Genomic DNA, 23,592 nt, shown 5'->3' with positions numbered 1-23,592 from the left:
GAAGCAACTTAGAGGAAATACCTAAATGAAAGCTGCACTGGTTGTAATGGCTCTTTGTGGTTTCAGCGCCATGGCAATGGCAGAAGAATCAGGTGCGAAAGTGGCCGCGCAACAGCAACGGGTCGAGCACTACAGCTACTCCACCAAACTGGACATCGCCAAGGTCATTTCCGTGGATGAAGTGCCGAACGTCTGCAGCGTCGTGCCACAGCACATGACCTACGAGGATTCCAAGGGTCAGCGCCATGTCATGGAATACATGGTCATGGGCAACGGGTGCAGTAACGGTTGATCAATAACTGATTGAAAACGGTAGCAGCACGTCTTGCTGGCCGTGGCGATTACAAGGCGCCACCGCCGGCAAGCCGTGCTGCTACCGATCATCGTTACTTCTGCCCTACTTCATACTGTTTTAACTTGTTGGCGATCGTCGTATGTGAAACACCCAATCGTTTCCCCAATAGACGGCTGCTCGGGTGTGCCGCATAAAGTTGCTCCAATACCGCCTTTTCAAAACGCCCGACAATCTCTTCCAACCCGCCCTCTAATGAAAAGTCTCCCAACGGTTGGCGCACGCCATAATCCGGCAAACGAATATGTTCCGCCTTCACCACTCCGCCCTCGCACAGTGAAACCGCCTGAAACAATACGTTCTCCAATTGCCGCACATTGCCAGGCCAGTGATAGTGATTGAGGCGGTCGATCGCGGCGGGTGCAATGCGCGGTAGCGGGCAGCCGATCTGCCGACTGGCCTGATCGAGAAAGTGCTGCACCAGTGGTTGCAGGCCGTCGAGGCATTCGCGCAGCGGCGGGATGTGAAGCGACAGCACGTTGAGCCGGTGATAGAGGTCCTGCCGAAACTCGCCGCGTGCGCACAGTTCGGACAGATCTACTTGCGTGGCGCAGATCACGCGCACGTCCAGAAACACCTCTTCATCACTTCCGACACGGCGAAAGCAGCCTTCTTGCAGGTAGCGCAGCAGTTTCGCCTGCAACCGGGCGCTCATTTCCGCCACGCCATCGAGAAATAACGTACCGCCTGCGGTCAGTTCGAGCAGCCCGAGCTTGCCCTCGGCCCGTGCGCCTTCAAACGCGCCCGGCCCGTAGCCGAACAGCTCGGTCTCGGCCATGGACTCGGACAATCCCGCGCAGTTGAGCGCCATCATCGGCGACTGACCGCGAGGGCTCGCCAGATGACAGGCCCGCGCCAGGAGTTCTTTGCCGGTGCCGGTTTCGCCTTCTATTAATAACGGGGCATCGAGAGGCGCCATCCGCCGCGCCTCTCGCACGACCGCGGCCATCACCTTCGAACTCTGGAAGATGCTGTCGAAGCCCCGCAGTTCCTGCTTGCGCACGTTATAGATGTGTTCGCCTACGCGGTCTGCCCGGTGCAGCGTCAAGACCGCGCCGGCCATGGCTTCACTGTCTTCGTGCTCGGACTGCAGGGGGGCGATGTCGGCCAGAAAGACATCGCCCTTCACCTTGACCCTCAGGCCATTGATCCGTGACCGGTTGGCACGGACCAGTTGCGGCAGGTCGAAATCTTCGGCGTAACGGGACAGCGGAATGCCGGGGACTTCATCGACGCGCACCCCGAGCAACTGCGCGGCCGCTCGATTGGCCGCAACGATGGACCCGCCCATGTCGATGGACAGGACCGGAAACTCCAGCGCGCCCAGCAACGCATTCAACTCCATGTGCCGACGCTCGCTGGGCATCAATCCCACACGCTTGACGCCGAATACCCCCGGAATCGTTTCGAACTTGGGCACCAGCGCCTGGAATTGCAGGTTGATCAGATTCGGGCAGCGCAGGTAGATCGCATCGCCGTGCTCGCCGCCCACCTCGCCGCCCGAGACGTTGACGCCGTAAGAAACCAGCAATTCGAGGATGTCGCGCAGGATTCCGACGCGGTTCTGGCAGTGCACTTTGATACGCATGGCAGGTCGACTCTTGTCATCAGGCTGACTTTTTTGTGATGCGCGAAGTTTATCGTCAAGAATACGTTACAGCGCAAGCGGCCAAGCGCCCTGAATAGCGCAGATTCCGGGCTTTTCACATTCAGCTGTCAGGTTTTCTTTACGACGCGGCGCATTCACTGACCTCCACTTCCCTTGCAACGCGGCGGCACACGGCGTGAAACCGGGTATCTATAGCCTTACGCGGGCCATCGACCTGCAACCGAACGCTCCATATAAGAACAAGCCATTCAGGAGAGCAGCATGAGCACGCAGTACGTCGCCCGTGAACCGGACGCCAGCGGCTTCATCAAATATCCCGACGCTGAACATCGGGTGTGGAACACCTTGATCACTCGCCAATTGAAGGTGATCGAAGGCCGCGCCTGCCAGGAATACCTCGACGGCATCGAACAGCTCAACCTGCCCCATGATCGAATCCCGCAACTGGCCGAGATCAACACCGTGCTGGCCGCCACCACGGGCTGGCAAGTCGCGCGGGTTCCGGCGCTCATCCCCTTTCAAACCTTTTTCGAACTGCTGGCCAGCAAGCGATTTCCCGTGGCCACCTTTATTCGCACTGAAGAAGAACTCGATTACCTGCAAGAGCCTGACATCTTTCACGAAGTCTTCGGACACTGCCCGCTCCTGACCAACCCATGGTTTGCAGAATTTACCCACACCTACGGCAAGCTCGGTCTGGCAGCCAGCAAAGAGCAACGCGTGTACCTTGCCCGCCTTTACTGGATGACCATCGAATTCGGCCTGGTGGAGACCGCACAGGGGCGCAAGATTTATGGAGGTGGCATTCTCTCGTCACCCAAGGAAACGGTATACAGCCTGTCCTCGACGCCGGAACATCAGGCCTTCGACCCGATAGAGGCCATGCGCACGCCATACCGCATCGACATCCTGCAACCGTTGTATTTCGTGTTGCCGGACTTGAAGCGCCTGTTCGACCTGGCCCACGAAGACATCATGGGCATGGTCCAGACCGCAACTTCCATGGGCCTGCATGCGCCGCGCTTTGCGCCCAAGCCGCAGACGCCCAAAGCACAACCTTCCAAAACAACAGCCGCCTGAAAAAGGACCCTTGTATGACTGCTCTTAGCCAAGCCCACTGTGAAGCCTGCCGCGCCGACGCCCCGCAGGTCAGTGAAGCCGAACTGCCAGAATTGCTGCGTCAGATTCCGGACTGGAACATAGAAGTCCGTGATGGCGTGATGCAATTGGAAAAGGTCTATCTCTTCAAGAATTTCAAATTTGCGCTGGCGTTTACCAACGCGGTCGGCGAAATTGCCGAGGCCGAAGGTCACCACCCCGGTCTGCTGACCGAATGGGGCAAAGTGACCGTGACCTGGTGGAGCCACTCCATCAAAGGGCTGCACCGCAACGACTTCATCATGGCCGCCCGCACCGACGAGGTGGCCACAGGCGCCGAGGGCCGTAAGTAAATGCATTTTTCACAGATTCAGCGCGTACCCGATGATCCGATCCTGGGCTTGATCCAGGCTTATGCCAAAGACCCGAACCCAAACAAGTTCGACTTGGGCGTGGGCGTGTACAAGGACGCGCAAGGCCTGACCACCATTCCTCGTGCGGTCAAATTGGCCGAGCAGCGTCTGGTGGACTCGCAGCCGACCAAGACGTACATCGGCGGTCACGGCGAGCCACGCTTCGGCACGCTGATCTGTGAACTGGTAATGGGGGCCGATTCGCCGCTGATTCAGCAAAAACGTTTCGGCGCGACCCAGACGCCGGGCGGAACAGGCGCACTGCGTCTGTCCGCTGACTTCATCGCCAATTGCCTGCCAGGCAAGGGCATCTGGCTCAGCGACCCGACCTGGCCGATTCACGAAACCATCTATGCCGCTGCGGGCTTGAAGGTCAATCACTACCCGTACGTGGGCAGCGACAACCGCCTCAACGTGCCGGCCATGCTGGAAACCCTGAACACCGTGCCGGAAGGCGATGTCGTGCTGCTGCACGCCTGCTGCCACAACCCGACCGGTTTCGACCTCAGCCACGACGACTGGCATGAGGTGCTGAAGATCGTTAAACGCCGCAATCTGTTGCCGCTGATCGACTTCGCTTACCAGGGTTTCGGTGACGGGCTGGAGGAGGACGCGTGGGCCGTTCGCCTGTTCGCTGCCGAATTGCCCGAATTGCTGATCACCAGTTCCTGCTCGAAGAACTTCGGCCTGTACCGTGAGCGTACCGGCGCGCTGCTGGTGTGCGCGGACAACAGCGAAAAACTGGCCGACGTTCGCAGCCAGCTCTCCGCGACTGCCCGTAACCTGTGGTCCAACCCGCCCGATCACGGCGCGGCGGTGGTGGCTGAAATCCTCGGCGACCCGGAACTCAAGGCACTTTGGGCCGATGAAGTCGAAGCCATGCGCAGCCGCATCGCGCAACTGCGTCAGGGGCTGGTTGAAGCGCTGACACCGCTGGGCCTCGGTGAACGCTTCGCCCACATCGGTGTGCAACGCGGCATGTTCTCCTACACCGGGATGAATGACGACCAAGTCGCACGTCTGCGCAACCAACACAGCGTGTACATGGTTGCGGCAGGCCGGGCCAACGTGGCGGGGATCGATGCCACTCGGCTGGATGAACTGGCAGCGGCGTTCGCGGCGGTATGTAAGGATTGATCCGGCGCGACGCCGCTGCCCGGAGGGCGTGGGAGCTGGCTTGCCTGCGATCTACTGCGAAGCAGTAGTAAATTCTGTGCATGCGGTGTGTCTGACACTATCAAAGCGCCCAGATTTGCTGCCGCTACGGTCAGACGCGACCCCGGGCAGAAGCAGATCAGTCTACGGAATCCTGTAACGGGGGTAATACGCCACTACATGACCAACGGCCATCAATTAAAAGTCTGTTTGTCATTTGTTGTGGGGTATCCTCCGTTTGCGTTTTTTGGACGCGCTGTTCAAACCAGCCGCAACAAACTTGTGAGGAGCGATCTATGCACGAAATCCCAAACTTCCCCTTCCCAAGCCAAACCCAGCAAAGCGCAGCAGCCCGTCAAGAACTTGGTCAGCCGATCGAGATGAAAGCCGGTGCGAAACAGAGTGATAGCAAGAAAGCCCAAGGCCAACGCTAAGGGTTGAATGTTCAGCCCCTATGCAAGAGCGTCTTCCAGGCGTACTTCCATAAGGGCTGAATGCTCCGAGACCAGAACCCATGACTGAATTCAAAGACCCCCAGGCCCAGGCCCTCATCGGCGCCGCCGAGAAGATGATCGAAATCTGGACACGCCTCACCCCGGAAAAACAGCAAGCGTTGCTGGCGCGCTTCGGCACCCAGGAAAACGCCCTCGCTGCCTTGATCACGACTCAGCTTGTGACACCCGCCGACAAATAATCTCAAGCATCGGCGCTGCAACACTCGCGCTTGATTCAGCGCAGCTTCAACCTTCGACTGCCCTGAACGGGAAACCCTCGTTATCATGTGGCATCGCTTGGCTTTCAAGCGTCTACGCTTCATTCAGTTTCTGCCCCCGCTGCACTTCCCCAGTCGTAACCGTGGATCTAGCCCCATGCCAGACGCTTCAAGCGCCGAAACACAACGCCCTATCAAAGTTACCTTGCAGGTCGTTTCCATCGTTTTGTTCACCTTCATCGGTTACCTGAACATCGGTATCCCGCTGGCCGTGCTGCCGGGCTACGTGCACACCGACCTGGGCTTTGGCGCGGTGACCGCCGGTCTGGTGATCAGTGTCCAGTACCTCGCGACCCTGCTCAGCCGCCCCTACGCCGGGCGCATCATCGACAACAAAGGCCCGAAGAAAGCCGTGATCATCGGCCTGTTCGGTTGCGGCCTGAGCGGCGTGTTCATGTTGCTGGCGGGTTGGCTCGATGCGTGGCCAATAGTGAGCCTGATCAGCCTGTTCGTGGGCCGACTGGTGCTGGGCAGCGCCGAGAGTCTGGTGGGTTCGGGTTCCATCGGCTGGGGCATCGGCCGTGTGGGAGCAGCGAACACTGCCAAGGTGATTTCCTGGAACGGCATTGCTAGCTACGGCGCGCTGGCCATCGGCGCCCCGCTTGGCGTGTTGATGGTCAACGCGCTGGGGCTGTGGAGCATGGGCGTCAGCATCATATTGCTGGCCACGCTCGGCATTGCGCTGGCCTGGAAGAAGACACCGGCGCCCATCGTGCATGGCGAGCGGATGCCATTCCTGCACGTGCTGGGTCGGGTGTTGCCTCACGGCACCGGCCTGGCGCTGGGCTCGATCGGCTTCGGCACCATCGCGACCTTCATTACCCTGTATTACGCCAGCCACACCTGGCCGAACGCGGTGTTGTGCCTGAGCCTGTTCGGTGCCTGTTTCATCGGGGCGCGGCTGCTGTTTGGCAACATGATCAACCGCATTGGTGGATTTCGTGTCGCCATCGCGTGTCTGTCGGTTGAAGCGTTGGGCTTGCTGCTGTTGTGGCTGGCGCCAAACCCTAATCTGGCGCTGGCCGGTGCCGCGCTGACCGGTTTTGGTTTCTCGCTGGTGTTCCCGGCTCTAGGGGTTGAGGCCGTGAACCTGGTGCCCGCTTCCAGCCGAGGCGCGGCAGTGGGGGCTTATTCGCTGTTCATCGACCTGTCACTGGGCATCACCGGACCGGTCGCTGGCGCCGTGGCGTCGGGCTTTGGCTTCGCCTCGATCTTCTTGTTCGCGGCGTTGGCGTCGCTGGGCGGATTGGGCTTGAGCGTGTACCTGTACAAGCAGGCGAAGGTGATGCGGAACAAGGCCACCGACCTGTAGGAGCCGGCTTGCTGGCGAAGGCGTAGGAACAGCCCTGAAACCCTCTCGCGTATGAGTGTCAGGAATTTCCGAGATGACCCAATCTGCTGGCGCTTCGCACCAGATCGCGAGCAAGCTTGCTCCTACGGCCTTCGGCCAGAATCAACAGCAGACCGCGTTCAGATCACGAGCAAACGGCTAAAAATCCACCTTCCCTCGCCCCGCCTTGATCGACCCGCGTTTGGATTTGGATTCCAGACGACGGGTCTTCGACCCCAGTGTCGGCTTGGTCGGGCGCCGCTTCTTCTCGACCTTTCCTGCGCTGACGATCAACTCGCTCAGTCGCTCCAACGCATCGGCTCGGTTCTGTTCCTGCGTCCGGTATTGCTGGGCCTTGATGATGACGACGCCGTCGGCGGTGATCCGGCTGTCACGCAGCGCCAGCAGCCGCTCTTTGTAGAACGGCGGCAATGACGATGCGTTGATGTCGAACCGCAGGTGCACCGCGCTGGACACCTTGTTGACGTTCTGCCCGCCCGCGCCCTGTGCGCGAATGGCCGTCAATTCGACCTCGCTGTCGGGCAGGTGAACGTTGTTCGAGATGATCAGCATAGGATGCCTGGCTAGAGATTCATGTTGCGACTGTAGGAGCGAATTCATTCGCGAGAAGATCGTACAGCCGATGCATCTATATCGTCTGTGCCTAGTCTCGCGAATGAATTCGCTCCCACAGGGTTCAGCGGCGTACTGAAATCAGTGCACCGCCGTCAGCTACTTAATGATTGACGTCCTTTGAGCCATCGATTCGGCTTCGGCGTGGCGTTTGTTCTTGATGAGGTAGAACACCCACATCGCCACCAGCCACACCGGAATCGCATACACCGAGACCTGAATGCCCGGAATCATCAGCATGATCCCAAGGATCAGCACCACGAACGCCAGGCACACATAGTTACCGTACGGGTACCACAGCGCCTTGAACAGCGGTTGCAGGCCTTTGTCCGCCATGTGTTGACGGAACTTGAGGTGGGAATAGCTGATCATCGCCCAGTTGATCACCAGCGTCGCGACCACCAGCGACATCAGCAGCTCCAGCGCATTCTGCGGGATCAGGTAGTTGAGCAGTACGGCGATCACGGTCACCGCCGCCGACACCAGAATCGCCCGCACCGGGACGCCCCGGCCATCGACTTTGGCCAGTGAACGTGGCGCATCGCCCTGCTCGGCCATGCCGAACAGCATCCGTGCGTTGCAGTAGGTGCCGCTGTTGTATACCGACAGTGCGGCGGTCAGCACCACGAAGTTGAGAATGTGCGCCGCCGTGTTGCTGCCCAGCATCGAGAACACGTGCACGAACGGGCTGCCGCTGTAGGCATCGCCCGAAGCGTTGAGGTCTGTCAGCAAGGCGTCCCATGGGGTCAGCGACAACAGCACGACCAGCGAACCGATGTAGAAAATCAGGATGCGATAGATCACCTGATTGATCGCTTTAGGGATGATGACCTTCGGCTGATCGGCTTCAGCGGCAGTGAAACCGAGCATCTCCAGGCCGCCAAACGAAAACATGATGAACGCCAGCGCCATCACCAGACCGCTGACGCCGTTGGGGAAAAAGCCGCCGTGTTCCCAGAGGTTGCTCACCGATGCATGAGGCCCGCCGCTGCCGCTCACCAGCATGTAGCTGCCCAGGGCAATCATGCCCAGAATGGCCACGACTTTGATGATCGCGAACCAGAATTCGGCCTCACCGAACACTTTGACGTTGGCCAGGTTGATGACGTTGATCATTACGAAGAACACGGCCGCCGAGGCCCAGGACGGAATTTCCGGCCACCAGTACTGCACGTATTTGCCGACGGCTGTCAGCTCGGACATACCGACGAGGATGTACAGCACCCAGCAGTTCCAGCCGGACAGAAAGCCCGCGAAACCGCCCCAGTAAGTGTGTGCGAAATGGCTGAACGAACCGGCGACCGGCTCTTCGACGATCATTTCGCCCAGTTGACGCATGATCATGAAGGCGATGAAGCCGCACAGGGCATAGCCGAGAATCATCGACGGACCCGCCGACTTGAGCACCCCGGCCGATCCCAGGAACAGGCCTGTGCCGATGGCACCGCCCAAGGCAATCAGCTGGATATGGCGGTTTTTGAGACCACGCTTCAAATCTCCCGAATGGGACATGTTTTCACTCATTGAATAGTCACCTTGTTGTTCTTGTCTGTGACGGAATCGAACCCGACGCGCTCATGACGCGGCGGAATGAAACGGAGTGGGTAAACCCCGAATTGGCTGGCGTCCATACGCCGATGAATCACAGAAAAAACGCGCGGCATTGTACACCCTCAACCGCGCAGGTGGCCGTCAAAAAGCTGTGCGTCCGATCAGGTATGGAGTTGAACTGCCTATTCCCTGTGGGAGCGAATTCATTCGCGAAACGGCAGTACAGCCGATGCATGTCTATTGACCGAACGATCTTTCGCGAATGAATTCGCTCCCACAGGGGATAGCGCGCGCCGGGAGAGCACGGTTGAGCAGGGAACGAGAAACGGGCCGCAAAAAAAAACGCCAGTCACAGGGACTGGCGTTTTTTGACTTCAAGCCACGATCACTCAGGCTTGCGGCGACCGAAGCCTGGACGCTGACCTGCACCGGCCGGGGCGCCGCGACGCTTGCCCGATGGGGTCTTGTCGTCGTCGACCAGCTTGATGCCGGGACGCGAGGTCTTCGGTTTCGCCGGGCGCTTGTTCATCTCGCTCGGACGTTCCGCGACTGGCGTGCCACGGCTGCTGTCGCCACGGCTGTCACCACGACCGCCTGCGGCCGGACGCGGCGTGCGGGCCGGACGACCGCTTTCGGCAGGCTTGCGCGCTGGACGTTCGCCGTCAGCCACACGTGGCTCGCGAGGTGCACGCTCAACCGGTGCAGCATCCTTGGCCGGACGCAACTGACGCACGCGCTCGCCTTTACCCAATGGACGTGAAGACTGGCGCTGCAAACGCTCCAGCTTGTCCTTGGTCTTCGCGGTCATTTGCGGCATGGCGACGGGTTTCAGGCCAACTTCGGCGCTGAGGATGTCGACTTCCTGCTGACTCATTTCGCGCCAGCGGCCCATCGGCAAGTCGGAGTTCAGGAACACCGGACCAAAGCGCACGCGCTTCAGGCGGCTGACCACCAGGCCCTGGGATTCCCACAGGCGACGCACTTCACGGTTACGGCCTTCCATCACCACGCAGTGATACCAGTGGTTGAAGCCTTCACCGCCCGGCGCTTGCTGGATGTCGGTGAAACGGGCCGGGCCGTCTTCGAGGATCACGCCGTTCTTCAGACGCAGCAGCATGTCGTCGTCGACTTCGCCACGGACGCGCACGGCGTACTCGCGGTCCATTTCGAAGGACGGGTGCATCAGGCGGTTGGCCAGCTCACCGTCGGTGGTGAACATCAGCAGACCGGTGGTGTTGATGTCGAGACGACCGATGTTGATCCAGCGGCCTTCTTTCGGGCGCGGCAGGCGGTCGAACACGGTCGGACGGCCTTCCGGGTCGTCACGGGTGCAGATTTCGCCGTCGGGCTTGTTGTACATGATGACGCGGCGGACCGTTTCGGCAGCTTCTTCGCGTTTGATCACGCGGCCGTCGACGGTGATGGCGTCGTGCAGATCGACGCGCTGACCGAGGCTGGCCTGTACGCCGTTGACCTTGATGCGGCCTTCGCCGATCCAGGATTCGACGTCACGGCGCGAGCCCACGCCAATGCGCGCCAGCACCTTTTGCAGCTTTTCGCCTGCTGGGCCGATCTCTTTGTCCTGCTTGTCTTGTTCACTCATCTGGGCACCTCCCGGTGTGTCGAATCAGGGCGTGCGCGAGTGGGCACGGCCTGTTGCCCTGCTCCTGAACAGAAGCGCGGGGCGGAAACTGGAAACACTTTGGCGAGTAGGGATCGCCAAAAGGTCGAGAATTATACGCTCATGGCGCGCGTTGCGCATCAGAGAGTAGATGAAATCCGTCGGCTCATTTCTTTTTCCGCCGACCGGAGGATTTGAGCGTTTTCAGGCGCGAGGCCGATTCGGCAAGGACCGAGCGTTTCTCGTCCTTGTCCATCTTCTTCCACGACTTGATCTCGCGCTTGCTGCGCCCGCAGCCGATGCAGATGTCGTCGTCGAATTTACAGAGGCTGATGCAGGGGTCTTTGGTGCTCATGGCGTAGTCGGAATCTCTGATAGGCGCCGCGGGAAGAACCTGTGGGAGCGAATTCATTCGCGAAAGGGCAGTACAGCCGACATCTATCCATCGACCGAACGATCTTCGCGAATGAATTCGCTCCCACAGGATCGCGTTTCAAAGACGACATCGCAGGGGTATCGATCTCAAGCGCTTCAGCGAGGATCTTCATCATCCCGATCCTGCGGCTCATCTTCCCATTCAGACCCTTTATCCGGCTCATCGACCCGTAAATCGTCGAAGTCGATTTTCAGGCCGGTTTCCATGATGTCCAGTTCGGCCAACAGGCTGCGGAAACTGGTTTCGTCTCTCGGTGCTTCCGGTTCCGCGTCAGGGTCCGGTTCCAGGCTGGCGTCGGCCAACGCCTGTAAGTGCGCCGGGACCGGGGCGTCGTCGAAGTCGAGGATCGGCTCGGCTTCCATTTCCCGCAGGTCGGCCAGAGGCGGCAGTTCGTCGAGATTCTTCAGGTTGAAGTGATCGAGAAACGCTTTGGTCGTGGCGAACATCGCCGGTTTACCCGGCACGTCGCGATACCCGACGATCCTGATCCACTCCCGTTCCAGCAGGGTTTTGACGATGTTGCTGTTGACCGCCACGCCCCGCACGTCCTCGATTTCGCCCCGGGTGATCGGCTGGCGGTAGGCGATCAACGCCAGGGTTTCGAGCAAGGCGCGGGAATAACGCTGCGGGCGCTCTTCCCATAAACGGCCCACCCACGGCGCGAATTTTTCGCGAATCTGCAGGCGATAGCCCGAGGCGACTTCCTTCAATTCGAAGGCCCGGTTGTCGCAGGATTTGTTCAGCAGCGTCAGCGCCTTCTTGAACACCGCAGGCTCCGGACGCTCGCCCTCTTCGAACAGTTCGTACAGCCGCTCCAGGGATTGCGGCTTACCGGAGGCCAGCAGAAACGCCTCAAGCAATGGCGCAAGATCGCGGGGTTCGTTCAGGTTCATCGATCAGCTCTTGCTCTTTATTCGGCTCGCGCCCGCACATGAATGACAGCGAACGGTTCGTTCTGCACCAGCTCGACCAGTTGCTCCTTGACCAGCTCCAGCACGGCCATGAAGGTCACGACCACGCCGAGACGCCCCTCCTCTGCCGTGAACAACTCGGCAAACGGCACGAATCCCGCGCCTTTCAGACGTTCCAGCACATCGCTCATGCGCTCCCGAGTGGACAGGGCTTCGCGGCTGACCTGATGACTTTCGAACATGTCGCCCCGGCGCAGCACTTCGGCCATGGACACCAGCAATTCTTCCAGCGCCACGTCCGGCAACAGCTTGCGGGCGCGGGCTTCAGGGGCGTCGAGCTTGGGCACCACCACGTCGCGACCGACCCGGCTCAGCGTGTCGATGCCTTCGGCGGCGGCCTTGAAACGTTCGTACTCCTGCAAGCGTCGGATCAGCTCGGCGCGAGGGTCGTCCTCTTCCTCTTCGGCGGTTTCCGAGCGCGGCAGCAGCATGCGCGATTTGATTTCGGCCAGCATCGCGGCCATGACCAGGTACTCGGCCGCCAGCTCCAGGCGCACGGTTTTCATCAGCTCGACGTAACCCATGTACTGCCGAGTGATTTCGGCCACGGGAATGTCGAGGATGTTGATGTTCTGTTTACGGATCAGGTAGAGCAGCAGGTCCAGCGGGCCTTCGAAGGCTTCGAGAAAGACTTCCAGCGCATCAGGGGGAATGTAGAGGTCGAGCGGCATCTGCGTGACCGCTTGCCCATAGACCATCGCAAACGGCAGCTCCTGCTGGGCGTCGGCCTGCGGGTCCAGCGTCTGGGCGTCGGTCACTCGACTTCGACCTCGAACGGCGTCGGATCGCCACAGCCCACGCGCACGACCTGGGGCTCATCTTCTGACAGGTTGATGACCGTGGACGCCGAAATGCCGCCCTCGCCGCCGTCGATGATCAGATCGACATGGTGTTCGAGGACCTGGCGCATCTCGTAGGGATCGCTCATCGGCAGGTCTTCACCCGGCATGATCAGGCTGACGCTCATCAATGGCTCGTTGAGCTCCTGCAACAACGCCTGCGCAATGGGGTGCTGCGGCACGCGCAGGCCGATGGTGCGGCGCTTGGGGTGCAGCAACAGGCGCGGTACTTCGCGGGTCGCGCCGAGGATGAACGTGTACGGGCCGGGGGTGTGGGCTTTCAGCAGCCGGAACGCAGCGGTGTCCACCTTGGCGAACAGCCCCAGTTGCGACAGGTCGCAGCACATCAGGGTGAAATTGTGCTTGTCGTCCAGATTGCGCAGGCGTCGAATGCGATCCAGCGCGCCTTTGTCGCCCATCTGGCAACCCAGCGCGTAGGACGAATCGGTCGGATACACCACCAGCCCGCCGGCCCGAATGATTTCCACGGCCTGTTTGATCAGACGCGCCTGCGGGTTTTCCGGGTGGACCTGGAAAAATTGACTCACGGTATCTTCCTGTTCAGACGGCAGTAGGCTGGTCATGTTTGAATCGTCCCCATAGTGGCGGCAGATCCTCCGGCAACGGGCGGTAGACGCCTATCTCGGACCAGGCGCCAGGCGCATGAAAATCACTGCCAGCACTGACCAGCAGACCGAATTCACGGGCCAGAATGGCCAGGCTGCCCACTTGTTCGGCGGGTTGCAGGCCGTTGACCACTTCTATCGCATGACCGCCCGCCTGAATGAAGTCGGCGACCAGTTTGCGACGCTTGCTGCGGGTAAAGTCGTAATGCCATGGGTGCGCCAGACTGACCCACGCGCCGGCCGCGCGCAAGGTCGCGACCGTGTCTTCGAGGGTGGGCCAATGCTGTTTGACGTCGCCCAGCTTGCCAGCGCCCAGCCATTTGCGGAACGCTTCGGCGCGATCCTTCACGAAACCTTCATTGACCAGAAAGTCAGCGAAATGTGGACGGGCCGGTGCATTGCCGCTGTCACCCAGTGCTTGCTGCACCGCACGGGCACCTTCCAGCGCGCCGGGCATACCTTTCATCGCCAATTTGCGACTGATTTCTTCAGCGCGCAACCAGCGGCCAGTGTGCAATTGCTCAATAGCGTCAAGCAAAGGCCGGGCATCGACATTAAAGCCGTACCCGAGAATATGGATGGTGGCACCGCCCCAAGTGCAGGACAGCTCGATGCCGTTGATCAACTGCATATCGAGTGCACGCGCCGCCGTGCGGGCTTCTTCGAGGCCTTCGATGGTGTCGTGATCGGTCAGCGCGAGCACCCGGACGCCGTTCTCATGGGCACGGGCGACAAGTGCCGCAGGCGCTAGGGCGCCGTCGGAAGCGGTACTGTGGCAGTGCAGGTCGACATTCATAGGGGCGCTTTCGCAGTCATTGATGTTTGTTATTATGCCGCCACATCCAGCTTCTGGCTCTTACTGTGAAACAATTCATCGATTTCATCCCGCTTATCCTGTTTTTCATCGTCTACAAAATCAGTCCCCAAGCCGTCGATATCCTGGGCCACAGCATCATGGTCGGCGGGATTTTCAGCGCCACCGCCGTGCTGATCGCCAGCTCCATCGTCGTCTACGGCATCCTCTATATCCAGCAAGGCAAGCTTGAGAAGAGCCAATGGTTGACCCTCGCCGGGTGCCTGGTGTTCGGCAGCCTGACCCTCGCCTTCCACAGCGAAACCTTCCTTAAATGGAAGGCCCCGGTGGTCAACTGGATCTTCGCGCTGGTCTTCGCGGGCAGCCACTTCATCGGCGACCGCCTGCTGATCCAGCGGATCATGGGCCACGCGCTGACCTTGCCTCAGTCAGTCTGGACCAAACTGAACATCGCGTGGATCGTGTTCTTTCTGTTCTGCGGCGCTGCGAATTTGTACGTCGCGTTCACGTACCAGGATTTCTGGGTCGACTTCAAAGTCTTCGGCAGCCTGGGCATGACCCTGCTGTTCCTGATCGGCCAGGGCATCTACCTGGCCCGTCATCTTCACGATGCCGACCCATCGACCCAGCCTTCCACAAAAAAGACAGAGGACTGACATGCTCTACGCCATCGTTGCAACGGACGTCGCCAACTCGCTGGAAAAACGCATTGAAGCGCGCCCTGCGCATCTGGAGCGCCTGACCGCGCTTAAAAACGAAGGCCGCATCGTGCTGGCAGGGCCGCTGCCTGCGGTCGACAGCAACGATCCCGGCGCTGCGGGTTTCACCGGCAGCCTGATCGTCGCCGAATTCGCCTCCCTCAGCGCCGCACAGGCCTGGGCCGATGCCGACCCGTACATCAAGGCGGGTGTTTACGACCACGTCGTGGTCAAGCCGTTCAAGCAAGTCCTGCCTTAACCTCGCTTTACGACCGGCCTCGCTCCGAGGTCGGATTCCCCTACATTTTTCGTAGACCTGAGCCGAGCCACTCCTCAACGAACGACGCCGCGTCCCTATGGGAGCGAATTCATTCGCGAATGGGTCCGTTCAGTCGATGCCTCTTTGCTGTCCGAAATCGCTTCGCGAATGAATTCGCTCCCACAGGGGGGTCGTCCGTATGCGCTCAGTCACAGCGGGGTGCAACGGCCAAACCTCCACTCCTATTGCTCATTATTCGCATCCCGATGCCGATAGCCTGCCAAACGCCCAATAAAACCGGCGCAGTCATCAGATGCCGCCCGAACAATCAGGAGTTCAGATGCGTCCACGTCAATGGTGTGTACTGGCGGTCGCGCTGACCGTTTCAGCGATCAGCGTCGAAATTCGCGCCGACGATACGAGCGATACCGTCACCCATGCATTGCCTTTGCCCAGCACAGCGAGTCAGCTGACCGACCTGCGTCAGCGGCTGGCCGACAGCGAAAAACAACGGGAAGCGTTGACCCGCCAATTGCAGAATGCCGACACTGAACGTGAAAGTATTCTGGTCGGACGTCTGCGACAGGAGAACCAAAGGCTTAAACTGCAGCTCAAAGAAGCGCAGTCGGTCATGCCTGCGCGCGTACTGACCGAGCAACAACAATGGTTCGTCACAGGGGGCGGCGTTGCAATGATCGCCCTGCTGTGCGGTATCTTTGCCAGCGGCTGGCGTAGACAGCGTCGGCAATGGCTAAATTGAGTGAGTCATGAGCGAGCTGTTACTTATTGATGATGACCAGGAGCTGTGCGAGCTCCTGAGCAGTTGGTTGAGCCAGGAAGGCTTCGTGGTGCACGCTTGCCACGATGGCCAGAGCGCCCGCAAGGCGCTCACCGAATCCTCCCCTGCCGCCGTGGTGCTGGACGTGATGCTGCCCGATGGCAGCGGTCTGGAGTTGCTCAAGCAATTGCGCACCGATCACCCCGACCTTCCTGTGCTGATGCTCTCGGCCCGCGGCGAGCCGCTGGACCGCATCCTCGGTCTGGAACTCGGTGCCGACGATTACCTGGCCAAGCCCTGCGATCCCCGTGAGCTCACCGCCCGCCTGCGCGCCGTGTTGCGCCGCAGTCACCCGACGGCGGTGTCCAGCCAGATCGAGCTGGGCGACCTGTGCTTCAGCCCGGCCCGGGGCGTGGTGACGATCGACGATCAGGAGTTCACCCTGACCGTGTCCGAAGCGCGCCTGCTTGAAGCCTTGCTGGGCCAACCCGGCGAGCCTCTGGAAAAGCAGGAATTGGCGCAACTGGCTTTGGGCCGCAAGTTGACCCTCTACGACCGCAGCCTGGACATGCACGTCAGCAACCTGCGCAAAAAGATCGGACCCCATGCCGACGGCAGACCGCGAATCGTGGCGTTGCGCAGCCGCGGCTATTACTACGCCCCTTAGCGGGGGAGCTGCGAGTTTTAAGCTGCAAGCTGCAAGCTGCAAGCAAGCGCCGTGCGCGGACAGCTTGAGGCTTGCAGCTCGCAACTCGCGGCGCCCCCCTTCTCTTGCATCTGAGTAAATACGCCGGGGCGCCGTCTTTACTCAGGCTTTACCCACGCCTGACCTCGCTTGACCTTGATCTCCCTAAACTGGCCACAACCGGCACAGAGCCGGATTCGAGACAAGGAGATACACCATGCGTAAGACTCTGATGGCTTTGATGTTCGCCGCTGCCCTGCCTGCCGTTGCGATGGCTGCTGCGCCTACCGACGGCGGTCACATGGGTGGCCCTGGCGGTCCAGGCTTTGACGGTCCTGGCATGCACCACCACAAAGGCCCGTTCGACAAACTGAACCTGACCCCGGAACAGCGTCAGCAAGTCGGCAAACTGATGGGCGATCAATGGCACAGCCGTTCCGACATCACCCACAAGTACCTGGCCAAGCTGTCGCCCGCCGACCAGAAAGCGATGAAGGATGAGATCGCGGCCAAACAGGCAAAAACCCAAGCCGACGTTCGCGCCCTGCTGACCCCGGACCAGCAAAAGACGTTTGACCAAATGCAGAAAGATCGCGAACAACGTCGCGCTGATCGCGCCGAGTTCGAAGCCTGGAAAGCGCAAAAGGCGCAGAAGACGCAGTAACCCGCACAGCGGCGCTGCTTTACACTCCCCAACCCGACACGCTCTCCCCGGCGTGTCGGGCTGTTTTCATTGCGGGATCGGACCGAGGGCTACACGTGCGTTCATTATTCTGGCGAATCCTGGCGAGCTTCTGGCTCGCGATCGCGTTGGTGGCGGGTCTGTCGATCCTGCTGGGGCACATGCTCAATCAGGACGCCTGGATTCTCAGCCGCCACCCCGGCCTGCACAACCTGCCGGAGAAATGGACGACGCTGTACGAAGACCAGGGCGAAGGCCCGGCGCAGGACTTTCTGCAAAACCTCAAGCGCAAGTACCACATCGACGTTCAGGTGCTGAACGACAGTGGTGAAGCGGTGATCCCCGGCACCTTCCCTCCCCGCGCGGCGGCCTTCGAAGCCCGTCAGAAGGACGATCCCAGGCAATTGCCATGGCGCCGCCTGACCGCTGAATACACCAGCCCGAAAACCAGCGAAACCTACCTGCTGATCTACCGTATCCCGCATCCCGAACTGGACGCGTGGCATCGAGGCAGTCTGATCTGGCCGCTCAGTGCGCTGGGTATCGCGCTGGTGGTGCTGACCCTGTTCAGCCTGTTCGTCACGCTGTCGATCACCCGCCCCTTGAGCCGTTTACGCGGTGCCGTGCATGACTTGGGACAGACGACGTACCAGCAGAACAGCCTCGCGCAACTGGCCAACCGTCGCGATGAATTCGGCGTGCTGGCCCACGATTTCAACCGCATGGGCGCACGCCTGCAAAGCCTGATCAGCAGCCAGCGTCAGTTGCTGCGCGACGTTTCCCACGAACTCCGCTCCCCGCTCGCACGCCTTCGCATCGCTCTGGCCCTCGCCGAGCGCGCCGGACCGGATGAACGGGAAAAGCTGTGGCCACGGCTAACCCGCGAATGCGATCGGCTGGAAGAATTGATCAGCGAGATTCTGGCGCTGGCACGACTGGACGCTGACATGGGTAACGCCGCGCCGATCGATCTGCCGGGGCTGTTGCATCACCTGAAAGCCGAAACCGAGCTGGGCGGCACCGAGCAAGTGGTGACGGTGGAATCGCAACCGGGGGCGCAGTTGCAAGGCTGGCCCAACGTGCTGGAACGGGCGCTGGATAACCTGTTGCGCAACGCCCTGCGCTTCAACCCGGCCGGACAGCCCATCGAGTTGAGCGCGCGGACCTCCGAGGAAGGATTGCGTATCAGCGTGCGCGATCACGGGCCGGGAGTGAGCGCCGAGCACCTGTCGCAGTTGGGCGAGCCCTTCTACCGGGCGCCGAACCAGACCGCGCCGGGTTACGGCCTGGGCCTGGCTATCGCCAAACGCGCTGCGGAAAAGCATGGCGGGGTTCTGGTGTTCGAGAATCACCCGCAGGGCGGGTTTGTGGCGAGTATCGTGGTGCCAAAAGAGCTGGCAGCCTAACCTCTGTCGCTGTAGCACGTCTTGCCGGCGGTCGCGATTTCAAGGACGCCACCGCCGACAAGCCGTGCGGCTACAGGGGAATGTGAGGCCTGACGGGGACAACCTGTGGGAGCGAATTTATTCGCGATACGGTGGTACAGCCGACGAAGATGTATCGGATGCCCAGGCCTCTCGCGAATGAATTCGCTCCCACAGAAACGCATCCCGTCTGCTACGACCTCAACATTAGCCCTGCCACGACGTGACAAACTCCGCCACATCCGGCTTCTGCGCTTCGCGGGGCGGATTCAGCGGGGTTCCGAGGTACAGAAACGCCACTACCTCTTCATCCGCGGCCAGGCCCAGCCCTTTGGCCACGTGCGCCGAATACGAGAGCTCGCCCGTGCGCCAGACCGCGCCCACACCCAACGCATACGCTGCCAGCAGCACGCCGTGGGCCGCGCAGCCTGCGGTGATCACCTGCTCTTTCTTGGGCACCTTGTAGTGATCGGTCAGCTTGGCGATCACCACGACCACCAGTGGCGCACGCAATGGGCCGAGACGCGCTTTCTCCAGCGCCTTTTCATCCGCCTCGCCATCGCTTTCAAGCAGCGACTGAGCCAGCAGCTCGCCCATGCGGTTGCGTGCGTCACCTTCCACGGTCAGAAAACGATAGGGCCGCAAGCCGCCATGGTCAGGTGCACGCAAGGCCGCGCCGAAGAGAATGTCGCGCTGCGCGGCGTCCGGGGCTGGCTCGACCAGCCGGGGAACAGACACGCGATTGAGCAATACGTCGAGCGCTTCCATTGAGTCGTCTCCTGAAAATTGATGGGGCATTGTAGTGCCGCAAACACGTTCTTGAACTTCAATAACGAATGACAGTAGCAATTACTTACACGACACTCGGAAAAGCCCTCGGTTTACACGATTCGACTGCCGGGTAGAATGTGCCGCCTCCCCTTCACAGATCAGAGCGACTGCATGGCGTTGCCGACCCTCCGCATCATCGGCTTCATTATCGGCATCTTCCTCATCACCCTGGCCATTGCCATGGTCGTGCCTATGGTGACGCTGGTGATCTTCGACCGAACCCGCGACATGCCCTCGTTTCTCTGGTCGAGCATGATCACCTTTATCGCCGGGTTGGCGCTGGTGGGTCAGGGGCGGCCCGAACACGTGCACCTGCGTCCACGGGACATGTACCTGCTCACCGTCAGCAGTTGGGTGGTTGTCTGCATTTTTGCGGCGCTGCCGTTTCTGTTGACCCAGCACATCAGCTACACCGATTCGTTTTTTGAGAGCATGTCCGGCATCACGGCCACCGGCTCTACGGTGCTCAGCGGGCTGGACACCATGTCGCCAGGCATTCTGATCTGGCGCTCGCTGCTGCACTGGCTCGGGGGCATCGGCTTCATCGGGATGGCCGTGGCGATTCTGCCCTTGCTGCGCATCGGTGGCATGCGGCTGTTTCAGACCGAGTCGTCGGACCGTTCCGAAAAGGTCATGCCGCGCTCGCACATGGTCGCCAAGTTCATCGTGCTGGTGTACGTCGGCTTCACCGTGATCGGCAGCCTCGCGTTCTGGTGGGCGGGCATGAGCCTGTTCGACGCGATCAACCACGCGATGTCGGCGATTTCCACAGGCGGCTTTTCCACCTCCGACCTGTCCCTCGCCAAATGGCCACAACCCTCCGTGCACTGGGTGGCGATCGTGATGATGATCCTCGGCAGCCTGCCCTTCACCCTGTACGTCGCGACGTTGCGCGGGCACCGCAAGGCGTTGATCAAGGATGAGCAAGTACGAGGTTTCATCGGTCTGCTGCTGGTGACCTGGCTGGTGATGACCCTCTGGTATTGGGCCACCACCGACCTGCCGTGGTACGACGCCCTGCGCCATGTGGCGTTGAACGTCACGTCGGTGATCACCACCACGGGCTTCGCGCTGGGCGACTACAGCCTGTGGGGCAATTTTTCGCTGATGTTTTTCTTCTACATCGGCTTCATCGGCGGCTGCTCGGGCTCGACAGCGGGTGGCGTGAAGGTGTTCCGGTTTCAGGTCGCCTACATCCTGCTCAAGGCCAACCTCAATCAACTGATTCATCCTCGGGCGGTCATCAAGCAGAAGTACAACGGCCATCGTCTGGACGAAGAAATCGTGCGGTCGATTCTGACATTCTCGTTTTTCTTTACGTTCACCATCTGCCTGATCGCATTGCTCCTGTCGCTGCTGGGGCTGGACTGGATGACCGCGTTGACGGGCGCGGCGAGTACCGTGTCGGGCGTGGGTCCGGGGCTGGGCGAAACCATCGGCCCGGCGGGCAACTTCGCGACCCTGCCGGACGCGGCGAAGTGGATCTTGTCGTTGGGAATGCTGCTGGGGCGGCTGGAAATCATCACCGTGCTGGTGCTGTGCGTTCCGGCGTTTTGGCGGCATTGACCGAGGTGCCGCCCCTTCCCCAGTAGGCGCGAATTCATTCGAGAATCGGTTTTCCAGACGGTGCGTTTCCATCGGATGTACCGGCCTCTCGCGAATGAATTCGCTCCTACAGAGTGAGCACGCTCAGGCGATGGACTTCCTGATCCGATATTCCCCCGGCGTTTCATCGAACCAACGCCGGAACGCCCGGAAGAAGTTGCTCGGATCGGCAAACCCCAGCAGATACGCGATCTCCAGCAGGGTCATCTGCGGTTGAGCCAGATACTGCTCGGACAACTCTCGACGGGTGTCATCCAGCAGGGTCTGAAAACTGGTGCCCTCTTCCTGCAAACGCCGTTGCAACGTGCGCTGGGATAGATGCAGGCTTTGCGCCACGGCCTCGCGTTTCGGCTCGCCTTGCGGCAGCAGCCGGCACAGCACTTGCCGCGCTTGATGGGTCACGCGGTTGCTGGCGAAGCGGGCCAGGAACTCCCCGGCAAACCGGTCGTGCAGCTTGGCCATGGCCTCGTCGGCGGTGGGCAGTGGCGCTTCCATGTCTGCCCGCTCGAACACCAGCGCATCGTACGGCGCGTTGAAGGTCAGGGGCGCGTGGAAGAATTTCTTGTAGGGCTCGACGTTTTTCGGCTGGTCGCCCTGGATCAGCACTTGGCGGGGGTGCAGCGGACGTCCGGTCAACCAGCCGCAAAACGCGAGGGCAAAGGCCAGTGAGGCCTCGGCACTTTGGCGCGTCGGCGGCAGCAGGTCGCCATGCACCGTCAAAATCAGCGCGTAGCCTTCCGGCAGGAGTTTGAAACTCAGGTCGGCGCTGTCGGCAATGATTCGCTGATACTTCACCAGCCGCTCGAAACCCTCTTTCAGGGTGCGACTCGACATCAAGGCATAACCGGCGACGCTGAAGGACGCAGGCCGCACCACTCGGGCCATGTTCAGGCCCACCGCAGGATTGCCAGACAGCTCGACGGCCCGTGTCCAGAGCCGGGTCATGGAATCCTGTGGGAAACGCGCGTCCGGGTTTTCGAGATCGGCGTACACCAACCCCAGTTCAGTGAACAAAGCGCGACAGTCCAGACCGTCCATTTCGAGCGACTTGACGATCCCCATCGCCCAGCTTGAAGAAGTCGTTTTTTCCATGGCTGCACTTCTACTTCCAGACCAGCCGCCCCCTGCGACTGATAGCGGAAGGATACTACGTTGGCACCCATTGTCACTGACTGTCCGGAGTGCTGGTCTAGACTGAGGGCATTAAATCGACAAGAGAAGACCGCAGTGGATAACGTCAAGACGTTTGAGGGGTTCGCCGACTTTTACCCGTATTACCTGCAAGAGCACCGGGACAGCACGTGCCGCCGTCTGCACTTCATCGGCACGACGCTGGTGCTGCTGATTCTGGCGACCGCCCTGCTGAGCGCCAGTTGGCTGCTGCTGTGGGTGCTGCCGTTGGCGGGTTACACCTTTGCCTGGGTCGGTCATTTCTTTTTCGAGAAGAATCGCCCGGCCACGTTCAAGCATCCGTTCTACAGCTTGCTGGGCGATTTCGTGATGTACAAAGACATGCTGATCGGCAAGGTGCCGTTTTAAGCACCGAGCGCCTTTTAAACGGTTTCGGCCGCCGGTTGGGCTTCCAGGCTTTTGGCCTTGACGTGCGCATCGGCCAGACGGAACAGCTCGATGGTGCCGTCCCAGTGCTCGATCAGCGCCGTGCAGGATTCAACCCAGTCGCCGCAGTTGAGGTATTCCACCCCGCCCACCTGACGGATTTCCGCGTGGTGAATGTGTCCGCAGACCACCCCGTCCAACCCGCGCTTTACGCACTCGTGGGCGATGGCTTCTTCGAAGTCGCTGATGAAGTTCACCGCCGTCTTGACCTTGTGCTTCAGGTACGCCGACAACGACCAATAGCCTTTGCCGTACTTGGCTCGCCAGTGGTTGAGCCAGCGGTTGAGGGTCAGGGTGAACTCGTAGGCCGAGTCGCCGAGAAATGCCAGCCAGCGGTGATAGCGAGTGATGACGTCGAACTGGTCGCCGTGGATCACCAGCAGACGACGGCCATCGGCAGTGACGTGTTCGGCCTCGTCCACCAACTGGATATTGCCGAGGATCAGCTTCGAATAGCGGCGCAGGAATTCGTCGTGGTTGCCGGTGACGTAGATCACCTCGGTGCCGCGCTTGCTCATGGTCAGCAGACGACGGATGACGTTGGTGTGCGCCTGGGGCCAGTACATGCCGCCGCGCAGTTTCCAGCCGTCGATGATATCGCCGACCAGATAAATCCTGTCGGCCTGATACTGTTTGAGGAACGCGGACAGGTGCTCGGCCTGACAATCCCGGGTCCCCAGATGTACGTCGGAGATCCACAAGGTCCGGACACGCTGCTTACGGCTGGGTTTCACGCTCTCGGCAATGCTCATGGATAGCCTCCACTCGGGTTTTCACAAGGGTGGACCGAGTG

The 23,592-nt window shown here is 60.5% G+C and carries 27 protein-coding genes; 15 read left to right on the top strand and 12 right to left on the bottom strand.

Going from position 1 to position 23,592, the window contains the following annotated elements; genetic code table 11:
- The first annotated feature begins 25 nt into the window (after positions 1-25).
- On the top strand, positions 26-292 hold the full coding sequence (locus tag ACIQAL_RS02625) for a DUF2790 domain-containing protein (protein WP_166593307.1): 267 nt from the start codon (positions 26-28) through the stop codon (positions 290-292).
- A gap of 94 nt (positions 293-386) precedes the next feature.
- Here the strand turns inward: ACIQAL_RS02625 and ACIQAL_RS02620 are convergent, their stop codons facing one another.
- A complete protein-coding gene (locus tag ACIQAL_RS02620) occupies positions 387-1,940 on the bottom strand; it encodes a sigma-54-dependent transcriptional regulator (RefSeq protein WP_401142054.1) in 1,554 nt (517 codons plus the stop codon).
- A 282-nt stretch (positions 1,941-2,222) separates the two neighbouring features.
- On the opposite strand from ACIQAL_RS02620, the gene phhA reads away from it, so the two are divergent.
- The 6 genes from phhA to ACIQAL_RS02590 all read left to right on the top strand — a co-directional run bounded on the left by phhA (position 2,223) and on the right by ACIQAL_RS02590 (position 6,711).
- Positions 2,223-3,041 carry a phenylalanine 4-monooxygenase gene (gene phhA / locus ACIQAL_RS02615; RefSeq protein WP_401142051.1) on the top strand — a complete coding sequence of 273 codons (819 nt, stop codon included), beginning with the start codon at positions 2,223-2,225 and terminating at the stop codon, positions 3,039-3,041.
- Between the two features lie 14 nt (positions 3,042-3,055).
- On the top strand, positions 3,056-3,412 hold the full coding sequence (locus ACIQAL_RS02610) for a 4a-hydroxytetrahydrobiopterin dehydratase (RefSeq protein ID WP_166593310.1): 357 nt from the start codon (positions 3,056-3,058) through the stop codon (positions 3,410-3,412).
- Positions 3,413-4,609 (top strand): amino acid aminotransferase, encoded by a 1,197-nt coding sequence (locus tag ACIQAL_RS02605; RefSeq protein WP_401142047.1) that lies wholly within the window; start codon positions 3,413-3,415, stop codon positions 4,607-4,609.
- A gap of 314 nt (positions 4,610-4,923) precedes the next feature.
- A complete protein-coding gene (locus tag ACIQAL_RS02600) occupies positions 4,924-5,061 on the top strand; it encodes a hypothetical protein (protein ID WP_341959434.1) in 138 nt (45 codons plus the stop codon).
- Positions 5,062-5,141: 80 nt separating this feature from the next.
- Positions 5,142-5,321, top strand: coding sequence for a hypothetical protein (locus tag ACIQAL_RS02595; protein WP_401142044.1), 180 nt, complete (start codon positions 5,142-5,144; stop codon positions 5,319-5,321).
- Positions 5,322-5,496: 175 nt separating this feature from the next.
- Positions 5,497-6,711, top strand: coding sequence for an MFS transporter (locus ACIQAL_RS02590; RefSeq protein ID WP_401142041.1), 1,215 nt, complete (start codon positions 5,497-5,499; stop codon positions 6,709-6,711).
- A 177-nt stretch (positions 6,712-6,888) separates the two neighbouring features.
- Here ACIQAL_RS02590 and arfB read toward each other — a convergent pair whose 3' ends face one another.
- The 8 genes from arfB to ACIQAL_RS02550 form a co-directional block, all read right to left on the bottom strand.
- Positions 6,889-7,302, bottom strand: coding sequence for an alternative ribosome rescue aminoacyl-tRNA hydrolase ArfB (arfB, locus tag ACIQAL_RS02585; protein ID WP_341959436.1), 414 nt, complete (start codon positions 7,300-7,302; stop codon positions 6,889-6,891).
- 159 nt (positions 7,303-7,461) lie between these two features.
- On the bottom strand, positions 7,462-8,886 hold the full coding sequence (locus ACIQAL_RS02580) for an amino acid permease (protein WP_401142038.1): 1,425 nt from the start codon (positions 8,884-8,886) through the stop codon (positions 7,462-7,464).
- A gap of 412 nt (positions 8,887-9,298) precedes the next feature.
- Positions 9,299-10,516: a 23S rRNA pseudouridine(2605) synthase RluB gene (rluB, locus tag ACIQAL_RS02575; RefSeq protein WP_341959438.1), complete on the bottom strand. Its 1,218-nt coding sequence runs from the start codon at positions 10,514-10,516 to the stop codon at positions 9,299-9,301.
- 184 nt (positions 10,517-10,700) lie between these two features.
- Entirely contained in the window at positions 10,701-10,889 is a 189-nt protein-coding gene (locus ACIQAL_RS02570) for a DUF1289 domain-containing protein (protein WP_401142035.1), read from the bottom strand.
- Between the two features lie 176 nt (positions 10,890-11,065).
- Positions 11,066-11,863 (bottom strand): SMC-Scp complex subunit ScpB, encoded by a 798-nt coding sequence (gene scpB / locus ACIQAL_RS02565; RefSeq protein ID WP_401142033.1) that lies wholly within the window; start codon positions 11,861-11,863, stop codon positions 11,066-11,068.
- A gap of 17 nt (positions 11,864-11,880) precedes the next feature.
- Complete coding sequence (locus ACIQAL_RS02560) at positions 11,881-12,579, bottom strand: segregation and condensation protein A (RefSeq protein WP_401142395.1); 699 nt, start codon at positions 12,577-12,579, stop codon at positions 11,881-11,883.
- 116 nt (positions 12,580-12,695) lie between these two features.
- Complete coding sequence (locus ACIQAL_RS02555) at positions 12,696-13,328, bottom strand: L-threonylcarbamoyladenylate synthase (protein ID WP_401142030.1); 633 nt, start codon at positions 13,326-13,328, stop codon at positions 12,696-12,698.
- 13 nt (positions 13,329-13,341) lie between these two features.
- Positions 13,342-14,202: a PHP domain-containing protein gene (locus ACIQAL_RS02550; protein ID WP_341959441.1), complete on the bottom strand. Its 861-nt coding sequence runs from the start codon at positions 14,200-14,202 to the stop codon at positions 13,342-13,344.
- 65 nt (positions 14,203-14,267) lie between these two features.
- On the opposite strand from ACIQAL_RS02550, the gene ACIQAL_RS02545 reads away from it, so the two are divergent.
- The 6 genes from ACIQAL_RS02545 to ACIQAL_RS02520 all read left to right on the top strand — a co-directional run bounded on the left by ACIQAL_RS02545 (position 14,268) and on the right by ACIQAL_RS02520 (position 18,728).
- The gene (locus ACIQAL_RS02545) at positions 14,268-14,876 is read left to right on the top strand and encodes a septation protein A (protein ID WP_166593323.1); all 609 of its coding nucleotides are present in this window, start codon (positions 14,268-14,270) and stop codon (positions 14,874-14,876) included.
- Position 14,877: 1 nt separating this feature from the next.
- Positions 14,878-15,177 (top strand): YciI family protein, encoded by a 300-nt coding sequence (locus ACIQAL_RS02540; RefSeq protein ID WP_341959443.1) that lies wholly within the window; start codon positions 14,878-14,880, stop codon positions 15,175-15,177.
- Positions 15,178-15,517: 340 nt separating this feature from the next.
- On the top strand, positions 15,518-15,937 hold the full coding sequence (locus ACIQAL_RS02535) for a translation initiation factor 2 (protein WP_401142025.1): 420 nt from the start codon (positions 15,518-15,520) through the stop codon (positions 15,935-15,937).
- Between the two features lie 7 nt (positions 15,938-15,944).
- Positions 15,945-16,622 carry a response regulator transcription factor gene (locus tag ACIQAL_RS02530; protein WP_401142023.1) on the top strand — a complete coding sequence of 226 codons (678 nt, stop codon included), beginning with the start codon at positions 15,945-15,947 and terminating at the stop codon, positions 16,620-16,622.
- A 235-nt stretch (positions 16,623-16,857) separates the two neighbouring features.
- Positions 16,858-17,304 (top strand): LTXXQ domain protein, encoded by a 447-nt coding sequence (locus tag ACIQAL_RS02525; protein ID WP_166593327.1) that lies wholly within the window; start codon positions 16,858-16,860, stop codon positions 17,302-17,304.
- A gap of 95 nt (positions 17,305-17,399) precedes the next feature.
- Positions 17,400-18,728, top strand: coding sequence for an ATP-binding protein (locus tag ACIQAL_RS02520; RefSeq protein WP_401142020.1), 1,329 nt, complete (start codon positions 17,400-17,402; stop codon positions 18,726-18,728).
- A gap of 225 nt (positions 18,729-18,953) precedes the next feature.
- Here ACIQAL_RS02520 and ACIQAL_RS02515 read toward each other — a convergent pair whose 3' ends face one another.
- The gene (locus ACIQAL_RS02515) at positions 18,954-19,514 is read right to left on the bottom strand and encodes a nitroreductase family protein (RefSeq protein ID WP_401142018.1); all 561 of its coding nucleotides are present in this window, start codon (positions 19,512-19,514) and stop codon (positions 18,954-18,956) included.
- A gap of 174 nt (positions 19,515-19,688) precedes the next feature.
- Between ACIQAL_RS02515 and ACIQAL_RS02510 the strand changes: the two genes are divergently transcribed.
- Positions 19,689-21,143 (top strand): TrkH family potassium uptake protein, encoded by a 1,455-nt coding sequence (locus ACIQAL_RS02510; protein WP_401142015.1) that lies wholly within the window; start codon positions 19,689-19,691, stop codon positions 21,141-21,143.
- 123 nt (positions 21,144-21,266) lie between these two features.
- On the opposite strand, the gene ACIQAL_RS02505 is transcribed toward ACIQAL_RS02510, so the two are convergent.
- A complete protein-coding gene (locus ACIQAL_RS02505; RefSeq protein WP_401142013.1) occupies positions 21,267-22,274 on the bottom strand; it encodes an AraC family transcriptional regulator in 1,008 nt (335 codons plus the stop codon).
- 135 nt (positions 22,275-22,409) lie between these two features.
- Between ACIQAL_RS02505 and ACIQAL_RS02500 the strand changes: the two genes are divergently transcribed.
- A complete protein-coding gene (locus ACIQAL_RS02500; RefSeq protein WP_401142010.1) occupies positions 22,410-22,721 on the top strand; it encodes an Mpo1-like protein in 312 nt (103 codons plus the stop codon).
- Positions 22,722-22,735: 14 nt separating this feature from the next.
- Here the strand turns inward: ACIQAL_RS02500 and ACIQAL_RS02495 are convergent, their stop codons facing one another.
- Positions 22,736-23,551, bottom strand: a complete 816-nt coding sequence (locus tag ACIQAL_RS02495) for a UDP-2,3-diacylglucosamine diphosphatase (RefSeq protein ID WP_401142007.1) — start codon at positions 23,549-23,551, stop codon at positions 22,736-22,738.
- Positions 23,552-23,592 lie beyond the last annotated feature (41 nt).

The organism is Pseudomonas sp. NPDC088368 (assembly GCF_044753445.1).
Classification (GTDB): Bacteria; Pseudomonadota; Gammaproteobacteria; order Pseudomonadales; family Pseudomonadaceae; genus Aquipseudomonas; species Aquipseudomonas bambusae.
Note: the sequence above shows the minus strand (reverse complement) of the source record. Positions and strands in the feature narration are given on the sequence as shown.